Consider the following 17,370-nt stretch of genomic DNA (forward strand, 5'->3'; position numbering starts at 1 on the left):
GCGTCGGCGGACCGCCTCGGCGCGGGCGCCGGTGGCCGACCCCGCCGCGCCCGCTACCTCCGGCCCGGGCCCACCCGGCAGGATGTCCCCATGGATCTTGGACTGCAGCACAAGGTGTACGTGGTCACCGGGGCGACCCGGGGCCTGGGCCTGGCCACCGCCCGCGAACTCGCCGCCGACGGCGCCCGGGTGCTGGTCACCGGTCGCGGCGCCGCCGCCGTCGACGCCGCCGTGGCCGAGCTCGCCGCCCTCGGCGACGGGCCGGACGCGGTGCACGGACTGGTCGCCGACAACGCCGACCCGGGCACCGCCGAACGGCTGGTCAGCACGGCCGTCGAACACTTCGGCCGCCTCGACGGCATCCTGATCAGCGTCGGCGGACCGCAGGCCGGACCGGTCGCCACCGCCCCCGAGGACGCCTGGCGGGACGCCTTCGAGTCGGTCTTCCTCGGCGCCCTGCGGATCGCCCGCGCCGCCGCCGCGACCCTGGGCGAGGGCGGGGTGATCGGCTTCGTGCTCTCCGGGTCGGTCCGCCAGCCCATTCCCGGCCTCGGCATCTCCAACGGCCTGCGCCCGGGCCTGGCGATGGCCGCCAAGTCGCTGGCCGACGAGCTCGGGCCGCGCGGCATCCGGGTGGTGGGCCTGCTCCCGGCCCGGATCGACACCGACCGGGTCCGGGAGCTCGACGCGCTCGGCGGCGACCCGGAGGCCTCCCGCGCCCACCACAGCGCCGCGATCCCGCTCGGCCGCTACGGCACCCCGGAGGAGTTCGGCAAGGTCGCCGCGTTCCTGCTCTCCCCCGCCGCCTCCTACCTCACCGGGGTGATGGTCCCGGTCGACGGCGGCGCCCTGCGCGGCCTCTGAGCCGCCGCCGGGCGGACGGTCCCCGGCGGATGTCCCGGCGGACGTCCCCGGGCGGTCAGAGCACGCGCGGCCGCTTGTTCCGCCGGTGCTGACGCCCGGTGACCTCCGGCCGGGCCGCGACCACCCGGATCCGCAGCTCCGCCGGCAGCTCCGGCAGCCCCAGACTGGCCCGCGCCCCGGTGCGCGGGCCGGTCTCGAAGTGCTCGGCGAGCGCGGCCGGATCACCGCCCGGGGTCATCCGCACGGCCGCCCGCAGCCGGGGGTGCCGCCGCCCGCGCACCAGCCGGACGCCCACCCGCTCGACCTCCGGCAGGACGACCGCGCCGCTCTCCACCGCCTCCTCCAGGGCCCTGGTCCGCAGCCGCAGCCGCAGCCCGGACACCCCCGGCGTCGGCAGCAGGACGGTCGCCGGGCCGCTGCGGCGCAATTGCGCCAGCAGCCACCAGCCGATGCCCAGGACGAGCAGGGAGAGGCCCCCGATCACCACCGGCCACCACCAGGACCGGTCCTCCCAGCGGGTGCGCGCGCGGACGCCGAGCACCGGCCGGTCGGGCGAGGCGAGCGGCCACCGGGACGGTGGGTCCAGGCCGAGGCGCCGGTAGAGATCGAGCCCGCCGAGCAGCACCAGCAGCCCGGCCACCAGCAGCACCGCCCCCACCACCCCCAGCAGCAGCCGGTTGACCGCGGTCCGGCTCACTCGCCACCACCGCCCCGCGCCGGACCCTCGGGCGCAGTGCCCTCGGGCGCACCGCCCTTTGCCGCACTGCCTCTTGCCGCGCTGCCCTCCCGCACCGGCTGCTCCTGCGGCACCGACTCCTCCTCCGACACCGGAGCGGCACCGGCCCGCCGTCCGCGGCCCGCCGTCCGCACGTCCAGCCGCAGCGGCCCGGCCAGGGTGACCGCCGCGAGCTCCGCGCGCAGCTGCCGCTGCACCGAGGCCGGATCGGCCGGCCCGACCAGCGCGATCCGCACCCGGCGCCGGTTGATCCGCACCTTGAGGTGCTCGACACCCGGCAGCACGGCCGCCCGGTCGGCCAGCAGGGCGGCCACCCCGGCCCGGTCGATGGCCGCCGCGGTGTCCCCGTGCGGGCGCAGCGGCAGCCAGCGGCCGAGGCCGGGGGCCAGCGCCAGCCACAGCAGCCAGCCGCCGAGCAGCGTCGCCGCCCCGGCGCCGAGCAGAACCGCGAGATCGTCCGGATGCCGGGCTGCCAGTTCGTCGGCGAGGTCGGTGCGCCACTGCCGGGCCGGCTGCCCGGCCCGGACGGCCACCACGTCGTACAGCAGCGCCACGGCCAGGATCAGCAGCACGGTGGCCACCACGACGGCGGCCGTGGTGCGCGGCGCGCGCAGTCGGGGCACCTTCGGCGCCGGTTCGGCGGCCGGGTCCGCCGGGGTGTCCCCGGCCAACGGCTCGCCGCCCCCTCCGCTCATGCCCGCCCCTCCGGGCCCTGACGGCCGGGCCGTCGCGCGACGAGGTCCGCCCGCCGCACGGCGGGCCCGGTCATCCAGCAGCCGCCGTGGCAGGCCGCTCCGCCGCCGTGCCCCGGCCGGCCCCGGCCCCAGCCCGGTCCGGTGCTGCCGCCGCAGCGGCCGCCGCCGGCGGCCCAGACCTCGCGTCGGCCCACCCCGGCACTCCGCCAGGTGCTCATCCCGCCACCTCCGGCACCAGGTGCTCGACCACCACGACGACCTCGGCCACCCGGGTGGCGGTCAGCGCGCGGACGTCGGAGACGATCCGGTCGCGGACGGCGCGGGCCAGGGCGGTGAGATCGGCGGGGAAGGGCAGGTCGACGGCGACCCGTACGGTGACCGGGCCGCCCGGCGCGGACGGGGTGTTCACCGAGACCGCGGGCGGTCTGCCGCGGGCGGTCCGGCCCTCCCAGGACTCGGCGAGCGCCTCCCGGGCGGCCCTGGCGGCGATCCGGGCGTAGACCCGGTCGGCGATCCGCAGCCGGCCACGCGTGCCGGGCTCCCCGTGCGTCGGCGCGGGGACGAGGGCCGCCATCAGCGGCGCCGGTCGCGACTGCGCAGCAGGTCGCCGAGCTCGCCGAGCTCGATGTCGCCCTCCAGCAGACGGCCGACCACGAATCCGACCACCCCCAGCGCGGCCACCAGCAGGAAGGCCGCGAACCCGCCGAAGTATCCGGCGAAGCCCAGGGCCATTCCCACCACCAGGCCGACGATGGCCAGGTTCATGCGTTCCACCTCGTCTTCCGCGGGGGCAACTTCAGCCGGGCACTACTTCAGCTTGGGGCGCTGGCCGGAGGAGGGGGGCTCCTCTTCCTCCTCGACGACATCGGGCTCGTCGGGCAGGTGGACGTCGTTGACGGCGATGTTCACCTCGACGACCTCCAGACCCGTCATCCGCTCGACCGCGTCGACGATGTTCTCCCGCACCTGGCGGGCGAGTTCGGGGATGACGACGCCGTACTCGACGACCAGCGCGATGTCGATGGCGGTCTGCTTCTCCCCCACCTCGGCCTTGATGCCGCGCCCGATGCTGCTGCGCCCGCCGGGGACGCGGTCCCGCATCGCCCCGAAGGTGCGGGCGAGGCCGGAGCCGAGGGCGTGGATGCCGCTGACCTCGCGCGCGGCCATCCCGGCGATCTTCTCGACCACGCCGACGGCCAGCGCGGTGCGGCCGCGCTCGGCGACCGACGTCGCGCCGTCGGCGCCCGTCGAGGACGCGGCGGCACCGGCCGAGGGGTTCTTGTGCAGGGTGGCGGGTGTCGGAGTGTCAGGCATGGCTCATCTCCCGTTGTGCGGCTCCAGCTATATCGCAAATCGCTCCAACTCTGGCATTTCGCCACGGTTCCCGCCCCCGGAGCAGCCGGACGGGCGGACCTTGCGGACGGACAGACGGATGAGCGGATGAGCGGATGAGCAGATGGGCGGAGACACGGAAGAGCCCGGCCCCGTGGGGCATCCCACGGGGCCGGGCCTCTCCGGTCGCCGTTCGCCAGGCCCGTCCGGATCCGGCGGGACTTTGCAAAGTGCGACTTTGCAAAGTCCCGCCCCCGGCAGGTCGGCCACCCGCCGGAAACGCGAAAAAGCCCGGGCCCGTGGGAGTTCCCACGGGCCCGGGCCCCTCGAGCGACTCTTTGCAAAGTCCGATCGGGCCCCGAGGTGACTTTGCAAAGTCGCACTTTGCAAAGTCACCGGTCACCCGCACGGGCGCCCAGCCGCCCGATTGCCCGATTGCCCACTTGCTCGGTCCGGCCGCGCGGCCGCCCGGTCACCCGGGCGGCCGGACCCGGAACACCCCGGTCAGTCGCCGAGGCCGGCCAGGTCGCGGAGCCGGCGGGCCTGCGCCGCCCGTTCGGCCGAGCGCTGCTCGTCGTAGGAGCGGGCGGCGGCGCCCTGGAGCAGGGCCTTGGTCTCGATGACGGCGTTGCGCGGCGCGGCGAGCAGGGCGGCGGCGAGGTCGCGCGCGGCGGCGTCCAGCTCGGCGGCCGGGACGGCGAGGTTGGCCAGGCCGATCGAGGTGGCCTCGTCGGCGCCGACCCAGCGGCCGGTGGCGCAGATCTCCAGCGCCCGGGCGTAGCCGACCAGGTCGGTCAGCGGCTTGGTGCCGCCGAGGTCGGGGACGAGGCCGAGCGAGGTCTCCTTCATGGAGAACTGGACGTCCTCGGCGACCACCCGCAGGTCGCAGCCGAGGGCGAGCTGGAAGCCCGCGCCGACGGCGTGGCCCTGGACGGCGGCGAGGGTCACCAGGTCGGGGCGGCGCCACCAGGTGAAGGCCTCCTGGTACCCGGCGATGGTCGCGTCGAGCTCCTTGTCCTCGGCGGCGGCCAGCTGGAGGAAGCTGGGCTCGCCGGGGATGCCCTCGGGGCTGAACATCGCGCGGTCCAGGCCGGCGGAGAAGGAGACGCCCTCGGCGCGGAGCAGTACCACCCGGACGTTCCCGGGCAGCTCGCGGCCGAAGGCGGCGAGGGCGCGCCACATCGCGGGGGACTGCGCGTTGCGCCGCGCGGGCTGACAGAGGGTGACGACGGCGAGGTCGCCGTCGAGCTCCAGGCGAACGCCGTCCTGCTCCCGGCTCGGGGTCTGCGGATCGGTGGCGGGAGCGGTCATGCGGGGACCTCCGGTGGCGAGGGTGCTTGGCTACCGGAGAGTAACAAAACTGACGGCGCAGCGGCAGGGGCCCACCGACGATCGTCGTGCGGCGACCGGTGACCGGGTCACGGCCTGGCCGCGACATGACGATCGGCGGCCGGTTCGCTCTGGCCGGGGGCGGGCGATCGACGGTCGCCTTCCCGGTCGGCGCCCTGCCGCCGAGTCATCCGTCCGATGAAGTGACGGGGCGTCAGGAACCGGCCCCGGCTGCGGCTTTGTTCTTGCCCCGCGTGGCACCGCCGCGGCCCCGGAGGATCACCCCGGATTCGCTCAGCATTCGGTGCACGAAGCCGTACGAGCGACCGGTCTCCTCCGCGAGGGCACGAATGCTCGCCCCGGAGTCGTACTTCTTCTTGAGATCGGCCGCGAGCTTCTCACGCGCGGCACCGGTTACCCGGCTGCCCTTTTTCAGAGTCTCGGCCACCCGTGCCTCCTCGTAGCGTTGCTCGGTCAGATTCCCATGATCACCCATCCACCGCGTCCTGGCCACCCATTCGACAAGGTCCATGTCTGGAATGGGCGGTCCTGCGGTGGTGATCCGAGCGCACAAGGGCGCTCACGCTGAGTGCACGCCCCCGTCGGTCTACCGCCGTTCGGAGCGAATGGGCTGATCAGCAGCGTGGGCCCGCCCACGATCGAGTGGTGGGCTGACGGAAGCTCCTCAAACGGAATGCGCGACCCCTTCATTCCCGGACACGCCGGAAGGAGTAGTTTTTCTCGCGCAGAAAATGTAGGGGGTGTCTACCGCCGGCCGGACGGGAACACGAAGGCCCGGTCGTCCGTACGGACGACCGGGCCCTGACGTGGCGGAATCAGGCCAGCGAGACCAGGTCGGCGTAGGCCGGGCTCCAGAGGTCCTCGACACCGTCGGGGAGCAGGATGATCCGCTCCGGCTGGAGCGCGTCGACCGCGCCCTCGTCGTGGGTGACCAGGACGACGGCGCCGCTGAACTCGCGCAGCGCGCCGAGGATCTCCTCGCGGCTGGCCGGGTCCAGGTTGTTGGTCGGCTCGTCGAGGAGCAGCACATTGGCGCTGGAGACCACCAGCGAGGCCAGCGCGAGCCGAGTCTTCTCGCCGCCGGAGAGCACCCCGGCCGGCTTGTCGACGTCGTCGCCGGAGAACAGGAACGAGCCGAGGATCTTGCGGATCTGCACCAGGTCGGTGTCGGGGGCCGAGGAGCGCATGTTCTCCAGCACCGTGCGCTCCGGGTCCAGGGTCTCGTGCTCCTGGGCGTAGTAGCCGATCTTCAGGCCGTGGCCCGGGATCACCTCGCCGGTGTCCGGCTTCTCCACCCCGGCGAGCATCCGCAGCAGGGTGGTCTTGCCGGCGCCGTTGAAGCCCAGCACGACGACCCGGGAGCCCCGGTCGATGGCCAGGTCGACGTCGGTGAAGATCTCCAGCGAGCCGTAGGACTTGGACAGCCCGCTGGCGGTCAGCGGGGTCTTGCCGCACGGGGCCGGGTCCGGGAAGCGCAGCTTGGCGACCTTGTCGTTCATCCGGACCTGCTCCAGGCCGGAGAGCAGCTTGTCGGCGCGGCGGGCCATGTTCTGCGCGGCGACGGTCTTGGTGGCCTTGGCGCGCATCTTGTCGGCCTGGGCGTTGAGGGTCGCGGCCTTCTTCTCGGCGTTGGCCCGCTCGCGCTTGCGGCGCTTCTCGTCGTCCTCGCGCTGCTGCTGGTACTGCTTCCAGCCCATGTTGTAGACGTCGATCGCGGAGCGGTTGGCGTCCAGGTAGAAGACCTTGTTGACGACCGTCTCGACCAGCTCGACATCGTGGGAGATGACGATGAAGCCGCCCTTGTAGGTCTTCAGGAAGTCCCGCAGCCAGACGATCGAGTCGGCGTCGAGGTGGTTGGTGGGCTCGTCGAGGAGCAGCACGTCGGAGTCGGAGAACAGGATCCGGGCGAGCTCGACGCGGCGGCGCTGGCCGCCGGAGAGGGTGTGCAGCGGCTGGTTGAGGATGCGGTCCGGCAGGCCCAGCGCGGCGGCGATGGTCGCGGCCTCGGCCTCGGCGGCGTACCCGCCCTTGGTGAGGAACTCGGTCTCCAGGCGCGCGTACTTCTTCATCGCGTTCTCCTGGGTGGCGCCCTTGCCGTTCGCCATCCGGTCCTCGTTCTCGCGCATCTTCTTCAGCACGGTGTCGAGGCCGCGGGCGGAGAGGATGCGGTCCTTGGCGAGGACGTCGAGGTCGCCGGTGCGCGGGTCCTGCGGCAGGTAGCCGACCTCGCCGGAGCGGATCACGCTGCCGGCCGCGGGGATGCCCTCACCGGCCAGCACCTTGGTCAGCGTGGTCTTGCCGGCGCCGTTGCGCCCGACCAGGCCGATCCGGTCGCCGGCGGCGACCTTGAAGTTCGCGGACTCGATCAGGATCCGGGCGCCGGCGCGCAGTTCGAGGCCGTTGACGGAAATCATGGCTGGGCACTACTCCTGGGACGTGGGCGGGCGACCGGACGGGCTCGGGCCGGGGCGGCGGGAAGGGGCGTCGTCGACGGGGTTCGGCGGACCGCCCGGGGCGGTGCCGCGCACCCGCTAGTGCCCGGAGAGAACAGCCATGGCGGCAAGTCTACCGGGCCGCGCGCGCGGCCCGGTAAGAGCTGCCCGCCGGGGGCACCGGGGGCCCGGACGGGACGCCTCAGCGGGCCTGCGGGCTGTCCGCGTCCGGCGCCGTGCAGCCGCCGGCCGGGGGGACGGCGGCGAAGGGCTCGGCCGCGCTGCCGCAGGCGGCCTCGGGGGCGGCGGCCCAGGTGTCGAAGACCCGCGGGGTGACGATCGGTCCGTCGGAGATCAGCACCCGGCGGCCGTCCAGCGCCTTCATCGAGACGCCGGGGCCGGAGTTCAGCTGCCAGCCGGTGCTGTCCAGCCGGTAGCCGGAGATGCCGCCGGAGACCTGCTGCCCGGTGCTGTTGGCGCAGCTGCGCGGGACCAGCACCGCGTAGTCGGTGGCGACGGTGCGCTCCGGGTCGTAGACGCAGTTGCCGGCGGGCTTGGAGTTGTAGCGCAGGTCGCCGTCGGCGTCCCGGAAGCCCATGGTGAGCTGGGGGGTGACCACCGCCACCCAGGGCGTGGACTGCTGGACGGTGCGCAGGGCGGCCGAGGCCCGCTCGGTGGCCTGCTGCTTGCGCTGCTCCTCGGTCCGCTTGTCGGCGCCGGGCTCGCCCGCGCCGCGCAGCCAGTCGGCGAGGCCGGGTACCGCGCGGTGCCAGCGGACCTGCTGGTCGCCGGGGCGCACCGAGGTGACCAGGCCGTCGTCCCAGACGACCACGGCGTTCTCGCCGGCCATCGACAGGTAGAGCGCGGTGGCGCCCTCCCGCTGGTAGGACCAGGCGTGCTCGCCGGTGGCCCGGTGGTAGGCCTCCAGGCCGGGGCCGACCCGCAGGTCGAGGTCGGCGGCGTCGAGGGTCGCGGTGGCGTCGGCGCTGGGGTCGGCGGCGCTCCGTGCGGCCACCCGGTCGCCGAACGGGACCGGCTTTTTTGGGTGCGCGGGGGGGCCCCCCCCAAAGACCAGCAGTACCCTCCGGCACCCGCCCGGCGACCTGCGCCGTCGGGCCCGGCGGGGCCCCGGGCGGGGCCGTGCGGTAGGGCCTCCGGGGCGGTCAGGACTGTTACGGAGGTGATACACGGCACACCGCCGGACGGCGTTCGAATATCGCCCACTTTAGGGTGACATTCGGCTTTTCCCCGGCCGGGCGGCCCTACTGTCGGCAATCGGGACACCACTGTGCGTGCCCCTGCCCGCCTCCGCCCAGCCTGCTCCGCCCCGCGCGTGGCACCGACCGGGGAACCGCCCGAGGAGAGACCATGCGATTCGGCCGCCTGGCGCTGGCCGCCGCCACCCTGCTGCTGCTCACCACGGCCGGCGTTCCCGCCGGGACGCCGCTGAGCCAGACCGAGCGGCACGCGCTCTCCTCGGACGGGATCTCGCCGCGCGGGGCCGCGCCGCGTCCGGTGGTCCAGCGGCCGCCGCACGAGCCGCCGTTCGGGGCCTTCGTCGGCTCCTGGGACAAGTACATCCCGCAGATCGGGCGGTACTCGCAGTGGCTGGGCAACGCGAACCTCCAGGTCGGGCACACCTATCTGGCGGGCAACGGCTGGGCGGACGTCGAGGGCGAGCCGGTGGTGCTCGGCATGTGGTCGCAGTGGCGGCTGGCGGACCCGTCGCGGATGCTGATCCTCGGTGTGCCGATGCTGGTGCCGAACGAGGCCAACGTGCCGGACGGCGAGGTGGCCCGGCTGCTGGCCCAGGGCGCGCGCGGCGACTTCGACCGGCACTTCCTGAAGCTGGCCCGGCGTCTGGTCGCGCTCGGCGGTGCGGACACCGTGCTCACCCTCGGCTGGGAGATGAACGGCGTCACCTACACGCACCGCTGCAAGCCCGACCCGGCCGCCTGGAAGACGTACTGGCGGCGGATCGTCACGGTGATGCGCTCGGTGCCGGGGCAGCGCTTCCGTTTCGACTTCACGCCGAACCGGGGGCTGGACGCGATCCCGTGGACGAAGTGCTACCCGGGGGACGACGTGGTCGACATCCTGGGCATGGACAGCTACGACCAGCCGGCCGGCGGCACCTTCGACGACTACGTGCGGGAGCCGTACGGGCTGCAGGACCAGGTGGAGTTCGCGGCCAAGCGCGGCAAGCCGGTCTCGTACCCGGAGTGGGGGCTGTTCCGGAACGGGGACAACCCGGAGTTCGTGCAGCGGATGGTGGAGTGGATCCGCACCCACGACACCGCGTACCAGACCGTCACCGACTACTGCCCGCACGGGTTCTGGCAGTGCGACCGGAACCCGCGGGCCGGTGCCCGGTTCAAGCAGCTGATGACGGGCTCCAAGGGGGCCCCGGCCGCGCCGACGCCGCCGCCGGCACCGGTCGTACCGGTGGCGCCGGGTGTCCCGGCGCAGCCGACGCCGCCCGGTGCGCCGACCGCGCCGGCCTCGCCGTCCGCCACTCCGACGGCGCCGCCGAGCCCCGGGGGGCCGGGCGAGCCGTCGCCGTCGGCGGCCCCGACGGCCCCGGCGAGTCCGACCGCCCCGGCGGCTCCGGCGTCACCGTCCGCGGTGCCCTCCCCCGCGCCGACCGCCCGGCCGGGGTGGCACTGGTGGCCCTGGTGGTAGTGGCGGCGGGGCGGGCGGTCAGCTGCGGCGGCGGGCGGCCAGCGCCTCCTTGAGCCGCGGCATCCGGGTGGTGAGCAGGTGCACCGTCGCCCGCCGGGCGCGGACCGCGCCGCCCCGGGCGGCGGCCGCCGGGGCCGCACCGCGCGGGCCGAACAGCAGCCGCTGGTTCGGCAGTCGGTCCGGGCGCCAGCGCTGCTTGTACGGCTCCTGGCCGCGCAGCAGGCTTATCACCGGGATCCCCGCCGCCAGCGTCTCGTCCAGCGCGGCGCCGAACAGCAGGCCGGCGATGTCCAGCCGCTCCCGCAGCTTGGGGTGCGCGCCGTACAGGTAGAGGCCGCTGTAGGCGGGGCAGAGCAGCACCAGGTTGACCGCCAGCAGCTCGCCGTCCAGCCAGAACCGGTGCACGGCCGCGCCGCCGGAGGCGACCAGTGCCGCGGTGGACTCGCTGAGGTGCCGGGAGAAGCGCTCGGTGCGGTGCTCCGGCGTCACCCCGCGCTCCTCCCACTGGACGTAGTGCAGCCGCAGCAGCGCCTCCAGCGCCTCCGGGACCTCCTCCGGGCTGGTCGACCGCACCTCGACGCCGGATTCGGCGATCTTGCGCTGCTTGACCCGGCTGCGCTGGGCGGTCTTCCCCGGCAGCCGCTTGAGCAGCTGCTCCATCGGGACGGCGGGCAGGTACTGGCAGAGCGAGTCGGCGAAGCGGTGGCGCCGGCCGCGCCACTGCTCGAAGACCCGCTGGACGGCCGCCTCCGGGTGGACCTCGCGCAGCTCCAGGCTGTGCCAGGGGCGGGTGAGCGGGAGGGCGGCGGCGAACTCGGCGGCGGCCCGGTCGGCGCAGGCGTCGTCGAGCAGGATGTCGGTGAAGTCGACCAGTCCGGCGCCGAGGCCGGTCAGTCCGCCGAGCGGGCCGCCGCGGCGGCGGAACGCGCCCGCGCCGACGAGCAGTCCCTCGCGGCGCACCAGCAGCACCACCAGGGCGCCGGGGCGGCCGTAGTGGCGCCACCAGGAGCGCTGCCAGGCCGAGGTCTGGAAGGTGGTGGCCGTGCGGCAGCGGGCGGCCAGGTCGTCCCACTCCTCGGCGAGGGTGTCGAGGGTGTCGTCCTCGCGGCGCAGTTCGGTGGTCCAGCGGGGCGAGCGGGCCTGGGCGGGGAGGCCGGCGGTGGGGGTGACGGCCTCGGTGCTCATCGGCCGCCCCCCGCCGACGCCTCGGCCCGCGTGTCGCTCCGGGGGCCGCTCTTCGCCCCGGCGGGCCCGGCCTTCGCCGTCGCGGACCTCGCGGCTTCGGGCTTCGCGGCTTCGGGCTTCGCCGGGTCGCCCTTCTCGGCCGCGGGCTTCGCGGAGCCCGCCTTCGCGGCCCCGGACTCGACCGCCCCGGCCTGCGCGGCCCCGGCCTTCGCCGGCCCGGCCGGGTCGGCGGGGTCGGGCTCCGGCTCGGCGGCGCGCGGGCGCGGGGTGGTCGCCGGCCCCGTCGCGGCGGGCGCCTCCTCGGCGCCGCTCCCGGTGCCCCGGCGGCGGGTCATCATCACCAGCGCGCCGATCAGCACCCCGGCCGCGCCGCCCACCGCGACGTCCAGCTTGCCGGAGGGCGTGGTCGGCTTGTCGGGCTCGGCGGCGCCGGCCAGCGGGACCAGGCGGACGCCGGTCTCCTTGCTGCTGTTGTTGGCGAACGCCACCAGCGAGCGGGCGACCGCGTCCGCCGCCCGGACGGCCTCCCCGGGCTCGGCGCCGGTGCCGGTGATCTCGATCATCGGGGCGTCCGGCGAGGTGGTGCCGTGCACCAGGCTCTCCAGCTCGCCGCGGCTGTGCCCGGTCTCGGCGGCGGCCGCCGCGAGCACCTGCGGCTGGCCGGCCAGCCGCCCGTACGCCTGGGCGAAGTTGACCGCGGTGGCGGCCTGGCCCTGGGCGTCCGGCACCACGATCACATAGGAGTTGGCGGCGTACGAGGGGTGGGCGACGACGGCGTACCCGGCGCCGGCGGCGGCGCCCAGCGGCACCGCTAGGGCCATCGGCCACCATCGGCCGACGAGCCGACGGGCGCTACGGCGCGATTCGCTCATGGGGACTCCTTGGGTATGAGGGCCGCCCGGCCGGCGGCCCGGTGTCTGCGGGGGTGCGGCCGGCTCAAGCCCGGGCCAGCCGGTCGTAGAGCGCACCGAGGTCGGCGGCGACCCGGACGATGTCGTAGTGGCCGACCGCGGGCGGCCTGGGCAGCGGGTCGGTGCCGAGGTCGTCGAGGTGGCGCAGGTCGCGCAGCGCGGCCGTGTAGGCGGCCGCCTCGGAGGGGATCCGGCGGGCCTGCGGGGCGGCGCTGGGCGGCAGTTCGTCCAGGGCCGGGCAGGCGCTGTGGCGCACCGGCAGGCCGGCCGCGAGCCCCTCCAGCACGCCGAGGCCGAAGGTCTCCTCGGTGGAGGGGGCGGCGAGCACGTCGAGTGCGGTGAGCAGTTCGGGGACGTCGTCGCGTTCGCCGGTCAGCACCAGGCGGTCGCGGACGCCGAGTTCGTCGGCCCGGCGTTCCAGGGCGGCGCGTTCGGGGCCTTCGCCGATCAGCACCAGGCGGGCGGCGGCGTCGAGGGCGGCGAGTGCCTCCAGCAGGACGGCGAAGCGCTTGCCGGGGACGAGCCGGCCGATCCCGCCGATCACCCAGGCGTCCGGCGGGAGGCCGAGTTCGGCGCGCAGCCGGGCGCGGGTGCCGGCCCGGTCGGCGGGCGGGTGGTGGTAGCGGGCGGCGTCGATGCCGTTGGGGATCAGTTCGACCCTGGCCGGCGGCACGCCCCAGGCGTGCAGGGTCTGGGCGACCTGCCGGGAGACCGCGACGGTGGTGGTGCCGAGGCGTTCGGCGGCCAGGTAGAGGCCCTTGACGCCGCGGGTGACCGGGCGGCCCTCGATCACTCCGGCGTGCAGCGAGTGCTCGGTGGCGACCACGGCCCGGACGCCGGCGAGCCGGGCGGCGAGCCGTCCGTACAGTCCGGCCCGGTAGAGGTGGGTGTGCACCACGTCGTAGCGGCCGGCCCGGACCAGGCGGGCCAGTCGGGGCAGTGCGCCGAGGTCGCGGTTGCCGCGCATGCCGAGGTGGTGGACGGTGACGCCGTCGGCGCGCAGCGCGGCGGCCACGGTGCCGGGGTTGGTCAGCGCGAGGACCTCGCACTGCTGGTGGGCCGGCAGGTGGCGGAGCAGCAGGTGGAGCTGGCGTTCGGCGCCGCCGGAGGCGAGGCCGGTGACGATGTGCAGGATCCTCACGGCACCCTCCGGAGGCGTCCGGCGCGGGCGGCGAGGCGCTGGCGGCGGAGTTCGGTGACGGTGTCGCGCAGGCGGTGGCGGCCGCGTTTGGCGCGCAGCCGCCAGGCGCCGTCGCGGTCGCCGACGTAGCAGCGGGGCAGCGCGTAGCGGCCGGTGAGCGGGGAGTGCGCGATGGCGCAGGCGTAGTCGTAGCCGGCGTCGCGGACGGCGAGGGTGGCGGCCAGGTCGACGGCTCCGTAGGGGTAGCAGAAGCCGGTGACGGGGCCGCCGACGACCTCTTCCAGGAGGCGCCGGCTGTCGCGGGTCTGGGCGGTCAGGACGTCGGCGGGCAGTCCGGGCAGGGCCTGGTGGCCGAGGCCGTGCGAGCCGATCTCCCAGCCGGCGGCGGCGAGGTCGGTGACCTCCTGCACGGTGAGCAGGGTCTTGCGGGGGCCTTCGGTGTCCCAGTCGTTGGCGCGGCCGAGCAGGTCGGCGACGACGTAGGCGGTGGCGGTGAAGCCGTAGGCCTGGAGGATAGGGACGGCGTGGCGGGCGAAGTCGGCGTAGCCGTCGTCGAAGCTCAGGCCGACCAGCCGGTCGGCCCGTCCGGCGGCCCGGGCCCGCATCAGTTCGCGGACGGAGACGCCGCGCTTGCCGCGCCGGTGGAGCCAGGCGATCTGCTCGGCGAAGCGTTCGGGGCTGACCGTGAGCCGGTAGGGGTCCTCCTTCTCGACGGCCACCGAGTGGTACATCAGGATCCACGGCGAGGTGGTCTCGGCGGTGGGAGGGTCGGCGAGCGGGCGCCGGCTCCTGGGCAGCCGTGCCGGTGGTCGACGGGTGCCGGGGTGCGGCGGGTCGGCGCGCGGCGCGTCGGCGCGCGGGGCTTCGGTGCGCGGCGCGTCGGCGCGCGGGGTCTCGGTGCGCGGCGCTTCGGTGCGTCGGCCGTCGGCCGTCGGCGCGGCCGGGCGGCGTGCGCCCGGCGGGGCCGACCGGACGGTTCCCCGTTCAGCGTCCATGAGGAGGGTTCCCTTCATCGGCGACAGGTGACGGGTCGGGGACCGGTCCCAGGACCCGGACGGCGGCGCGGACCGGGCCGCGCACCTCGTGGGCGCCGAGGACGGTGCCCAGGGTGGCGAAGGCCAGCGCGACGGTGAGGCCGCCGAGGACGGTGGAGAGCAGCGGGTCGGCGGCGAGGCCGGCCACCGGCATGCCGAGGGCGGCGGCGCCCGCCGCGGCGGCGAGCAGCCGGGCCTGGCCGCCGAGGACGCGCCGCAGGCGCAGCGGGATGCCGCGCAGGACGAGGCCGCGGAGCAGCAGCGCGGCGGCGGTGGTGATGCCGGCGGCGTTGCCGGCGGCCAGGCCGAGGGCGCCGAAGCGGGGGGTGGCGAGCAGGCCGACGGTGACGGTGACGACGAGGCCGAGGGCCATCGCGGCGGCCGGGTACCAGTCGAGCAGTCGGCGGCCGCCGTCGTCGGGGCTGGGGTCGCCGGCCCGGCGGACCACCGGGCGCAGCGAGAAGTAGGGGCGGATCATGACGCCGATCAGTGCCTGGGCGAGCAGGCCGAAGCTGTAGACGCGGATCACGGCGGCGGTGGCGGAGGTGTCCTTGGGGCCGAAGGCGCCGCGTTCGAAGAGCAGGGCGACCACGGAGGGGGCGCAGGCCATCAGGAAGGCGGTGCCGAGCAGCACGACGGCGGCGGCCTGGCCGAGGTCCTTCTCGACCCGGTCGCGGGCGGCGGTGAGGTCTCCGGCGGCGAGGGCGCGGGCGACCAGCGGGAAGGTGACGGTGCAGATCAGGATCCCGGCGGTCATGGCGAGCTGGGAGACCTTGGCGGCGTAGTTGAGGTGGGAGATGGTGCCGGGCGGCAGTGCGGAGCCGAGGTAGCGCTCGATGAAGACCTGGGCCTGGCGGGTGAGGGTGAACGCGCCGACGGGGAGCAGGGCGAGCGGGATCAGGACGAGGGCGTTGCGGGAGCGGCGGGCGCGGGCGGCGCGGCCGGGGCCGGTGCGCAGGGCGCGCAGGAACGGGCCGATCAGCAGGCCGGCCATGAGGAGGCTGCCGAGGGCGACGCCGATCGCGGCGGAGCGCACGCCCCACAGGGCGTGGCAGCTGAGCAGGACGACCAGGATGCCGAGGTTGTAGGCGACGTAGATGCCGGCCGGGGCGGTGAAGCGGTGGTGGGCGCGCAGGGCGGCGGCGAGGTAGCCGGCGACGCCGAACGGCAGCACGGTGATCGCGGTGATCCGGGTGCAGGTGACGGCGAGCCGGGGGTCGGCGAGGCCGGGGGCGAGCAGGTCGACGAGTTGGGGGGCGCCGAGGGCGGCGCCGAGGGAGAGGGTGGTGAGGGCGAGCAGCAGCCAGGGCAGGGTGGCGCGGACGACCTGGCGGACCGGGTCGGGGCCGTCGGGGCGTTCCTCGCGCAGGACCAGGGCGAGGGCGAAGGCGGGCACCATGAGGAAGGACATGGCGTCCTCGATCAGCAGGGGTGCGGCGGTCTCGGGGACGGTCCAGGCGACCAGGAAGGCGTCGGTGCCCTGGTTGGCGCCGAAGTAGCGGGCGAGCAGGAGGTCGCGCAGCAGTCCGAGGGCGGAGCCGGCGGCGCTGAGGACGGCGGTGACGCCGAAGGCCCTGGCGAGGAAGCGGCTGCGGGGGGCGGCGGCGGGTCCCGGTCCGGGCGGGGCGGGTCGGGGGGCCGGCAGGGTGGTGGGCACGACCGTCGGTTGGTCCGTCGTCATGGCGTGCCCGCCGGGGGTCGGGCGGCGCGGGCGGCGAGGCCGAGGACGATCGAGGTGAGCACGGTGGTGGTGCCGCCGATGTCGGCGTAGAGGAAGTCGATCAGGACCCAGGTGAGCAGGGCGAGGGCGGCGAGGGCGGGGCCGCGGCCGCGGGCGTGGCGCAGGCAGCCGAGCAGGAGGCCGAGGAAGAGCAGGCCGTAGGCGACGATGCCGATCAGGCCCTGTTCGCTGAGGACCAGGAAGTACATGTTGTGCGGGGAGAGCAGGGGTTCGCGCTGGAAGCCGATGGTGGCGTCGGCGGCGTCGCTGCCGGAGGAGAGCCGGAGCGGGGCGTGGCTGTCGCGCAGTTGCTGGAAGGCTTTGGGGCCGGCGCCGGTGACGGGGTGGTCCTGCCAGATCCGGCCGGCGGTGGCCCACAGGTCGTAGCGGTCGGAGACCGACTGGTCGGGGGCGGCGGAGACGGAGCCGATGGAGCTGAGCCGGTCGGTGACGCCGGAGCCGCCGAGGCCGAGTCCGCCGACGAGGACGACGGCGGCGGCCGCGCCGAGCAGGGCGCCGCGGACGGCGAGTCTGGCGTCGGCGCGCAGCAGCAGGACGGTGGCGGCCGCGGCGGTGGCGATCCAGCTGCCGCGGCTGAAGGAGACGGCGAGCGGGAGGGCGAGGAAGGCGGCGGCGGCGAACATGGCCCGGCGCAGGCGGGGGTCGCCGTCGGGTCCGCGTTCGCCGAGGGCGAGGGCGAGGGCGGCGAGCAGGCCGTAGGCGACGACGGTGGACATCGCCATGATGTCGAGGGCGCCGAAGGTGCCGACGGCGCGGATCGGGCGGCCGGTGTAGGAGGCGCCGGTGCCGGTGAGGAACTGGTGGACGCCGACGACGCCCTGGATCAGCGCGGCGGCGACGAAGGAGCCGAGGACGAGGCGCTGGTCGGTACGGTCGCGCAGGGAGCAGAGCACGGCGGCGGGGACGAGCACGAACACCTGGGTGAGGCGGACGAAGCCGGTGAGGCTGGTCGACGGGTCGATGGAGCCGACGGTGGCGACGGCGGCGGCGGTGACGATGGCGCCGAAGCGGACGGCGTCGGCGCGGCCGAGGGCCGGGGTGCGGCCGCGCAGCAGGTTGACGGCGGTGAGGGCGACCAGGGCGAGGGAGGCGAGGTCGGCGGCGGTGATGTGGACGGCGGCGGCGACGTCCTTCTCCCCGGTGGGGACGCAGACCAGCAGCACGGTGGCGGCGGCCAGCAGGCCGGGGCGTTCCTGGAGGACGCCGCCCGCACGCCGTAACAGCCGGGCGGGGTGCGGTGGTGCGGCGAGGGGCAGGGCCACGGCGT

Annotated in this window: 18 protein-coding genes; 2 read left to right on the forward strand and 16 right to left on the reverse strand. The window is 75.6% G+C overall.

What is annotated here, in order from left to right:
- Nucleotides 1–90: 90 nt before the first annotated feature.
- Entirely contained in the window at nucleotides 91–864 is a 774-nt protein-coding gene (locus IF01_RS0138360) for an SDR family oxidoreductase (RefSeq protein ID WP_030398271.1), read from the forward strand.
- A gap of 55 nt (nucleotides 865–919) precedes the next feature.
- Here IF01_RS0138360 and IF01_RS0138365 read toward each other — a convergent pair whose 3' ends face one another.
- The 10 genes from IF01_RS0138365 to IF01_RS0138410 form a co-directional block, all read right to left on the reverse strand.
- Nucleotides 920–1,561, reverse strand: a complete 642-nt coding sequence (locus IF01_RS0138365) for a hypothetical protein (protein WP_051757043.1) — start codon at nucleotides 1,559–1,561, stop codon at nucleotides 920–922.
- Nucleotides 1,558–2,295 carry a DUF6286 domain-containing protein gene (locus IF01_RS44700; RefSeq protein WP_157855467.1) on the reverse strand — a complete coding sequence of 246 codons (738 nt, stop codon included), beginning with the start codon at nucleotides 2,293–2,295 and terminating at the stop codon, nucleotides 1,558–1,560. The genes IF01_RS0138365 and IF01_RS44700 overlap by 4 nt, the downstream gene beginning before the upstream one ends.
- Nucleotides 2,292–2,513, reverse strand: coding sequence for a hypothetical protein (locus IF01_RS0138375; RefSeq protein WP_030398274.1), 222 nt, complete (start codon nucleotides 2,511–2,513; stop codon nucleotides 2,292–2,294). Before IF01_RS0138375 ends, IF01_RS44700 begins: the two co-directional genes overlap by 4 nt.
- Nucleotides 2,510–2,869, reverse strand: coding sequence for a hypothetical protein (locus tag IF01_RS0138380; protein WP_030398275.1), 360 nt, complete (start codon nucleotides 2,867–2,869; stop codon nucleotides 2,510–2,512). The genes IF01_RS0138375 and IF01_RS0138380 overlap by 4 nt, the downstream gene beginning before the upstream one ends.
- Complete coding sequence (locus IF01_RS0138385) at nucleotides 2,869–3,060, reverse strand: hypothetical protein (RefSeq protein WP_030398276.1); 192 nt, start codon at nucleotides 3,058–3,060, stop codon at nucleotides 2,869–2,871. The genes IF01_RS0138380 and IF01_RS0138385 overlap by 1 nt, the downstream gene beginning before the upstream one ends.
- A 42-nt stretch (nucleotides 3,061–3,102) precedes the next feature.
- Nucleotides 3,103–3,609, reverse strand: coding sequence for an Asp23/Gls24 family envelope stress response protein (locus tag IF01_RS0138390; protein ID WP_030398277.1), 507 nt, complete (start codon nucleotides 3,607–3,609; stop codon nucleotides 3,103–3,105).
- A 522-nt stretch (nucleotides 3,610–4,131) separates the two neighbouring features.
- On the reverse strand, nucleotides 4,132–4,938 hold the full coding sequence (locus IF01_RS0138395; protein ID WP_030398278.1) for an enoyl-CoA hydratase/isomerase family protein: 807 nt from the start codon (nucleotides 4,936–4,938) through the stop codon (nucleotides 4,132–4,134).
- Nucleotides 4,939–5,170: 232 nt separating this feature from the next.
- Entirely contained in the window at nucleotides 5,171–5,404 is a 234-nt protein-coding gene (locus tag IF01_RS0138400) for a helix-turn-helix domain-containing protein (protein WP_030398279.1), read from the reverse strand.
- A 388-nt stretch (nucleotides 5,405–5,792) separates the two neighbouring features.
- A complete protein-coding gene (locus tag IF01_RS0138405; protein WP_030398280.1) occupies nucleotides 5,793–7,391 on the reverse strand; it encodes an ABC-F family ATP-binding cassette domain-containing protein in 1,599 nt (532 codons plus the stop codon).
- Nucleotides 7,392–7,611: 220 nt separating this feature from the next.
- Entirely contained in the window at nucleotides 7,612–8,424 is an 813-nt protein-coding gene (locus IF01_RS0138410; RefSeq protein WP_030398281.1) for a hypothetical protein, read from the reverse strand.
- A gap of 353 nt (nucleotides 8,425–8,777) precedes the next feature.
- Here IF01_RS0138410 and IF01_RS43030 point away from each other — a divergent pair, with 353 nt between their 5' ends.
- Nucleotides 8,778–10,091, forward strand: coding sequence for a glycoside hydrolase family 26 protein (locus tag IF01_RS43030; RefSeq protein WP_106981265.1), 1,314 nt, complete (start codon nucleotides 8,778–8,780; stop codon nucleotides 10,089–10,091).
- An 18-nt stretch (nucleotides 10,092–10,109) separates the two neighbouring features.
- Here IF01_RS43030 and IF01_RS47935 read toward each other — a convergent pair whose 3' ends face one another.
- The 6 genes from IF01_RS47935 to IF01_RS0138445 form a co-directional block, all read right to left on the reverse strand.
- Nucleotides 10,110–11,276, reverse strand: coding sequence for a GNAT family N-acetyltransferase (locus IF01_RS47935; RefSeq protein ID WP_051757047.1), 1,167 nt, complete (start codon nucleotides 11,274–11,276; stop codon nucleotides 10,110–10,112).
- The gene (locus tag IF01_RS47940) at nucleotides 11,273–12,148 is read right to left on the reverse strand and encodes a YveK family protein (RefSeq protein ID WP_157855468.1); all 876 of its coding nucleotides are present in this window, start codon (nucleotides 12,146–12,148) and stop codon (nucleotides 11,273–11,275) included. The genes IF01_RS47935 and IF01_RS47940 overlap by 4 nt, the downstream gene beginning before the upstream one ends.
- Nucleotides 12,149–12,212: 64 nt before the next feature.
- Nucleotides 12,213–13,328 (reverse strand): glycosyltransferase, encoded by a 1,116-nt coding sequence (locus IF01_RS0138430; RefSeq protein WP_030398285.1) that lies wholly within the window; start codon nucleotides 13,326–13,328, stop codon nucleotides 12,213–12,215.
- Nucleotides 13,325–14,323: a polysaccharide deacetylase family protein gene (locus tag IF01_RS0138435; RefSeq protein ID WP_078880698.1), complete on the reverse strand. Its 999-nt coding sequence runs from the start codon at nucleotides 14,321–14,323 to the stop codon at nucleotides 13,325–13,327. Before IF01_RS0138435 ends, IF01_RS0138430 begins: the two co-directional genes overlap by 4 nt.
- Complete coding sequence (locus tag IF01_RS0138440; protein ID WP_063764413.1) at nucleotides 14,313–16,043, reverse strand: lipid II flippase MurJ; 1,731 nt, start codon at nucleotides 16,041–16,043, stop codon at nucleotides 14,313–14,315. The genes IF01_RS0138435 and IF01_RS0138440 overlap by 11 nt, the downstream gene beginning before the upstream one ends.
- A complete protein-coding gene (locus IF01_RS0138445) occupies nucleotides 16,040–17,365 on the reverse strand; it encodes an O-antigen ligase family protein (RefSeq protein ID WP_051757051.1) in 1,326 nt (441 codons plus the stop codon). Before IF01_RS0138445 ends, IF01_RS0138440 begins: the two co-directional genes overlap by 4 nt.
- Nucleotides 17,366–17,370 lie beyond the last annotated feature (5 nt).

This window comes from Kitasatospora purpeofusca (genome assembly GCF_000718025.1).
Taxonomy (GTDB): domain Bacteria; phylum Actinomycetota; class Actinomycetes; order Streptomycetales; family Streptomycetaceae; genus Kitasatospora; species Kitasatospora purpeofusca.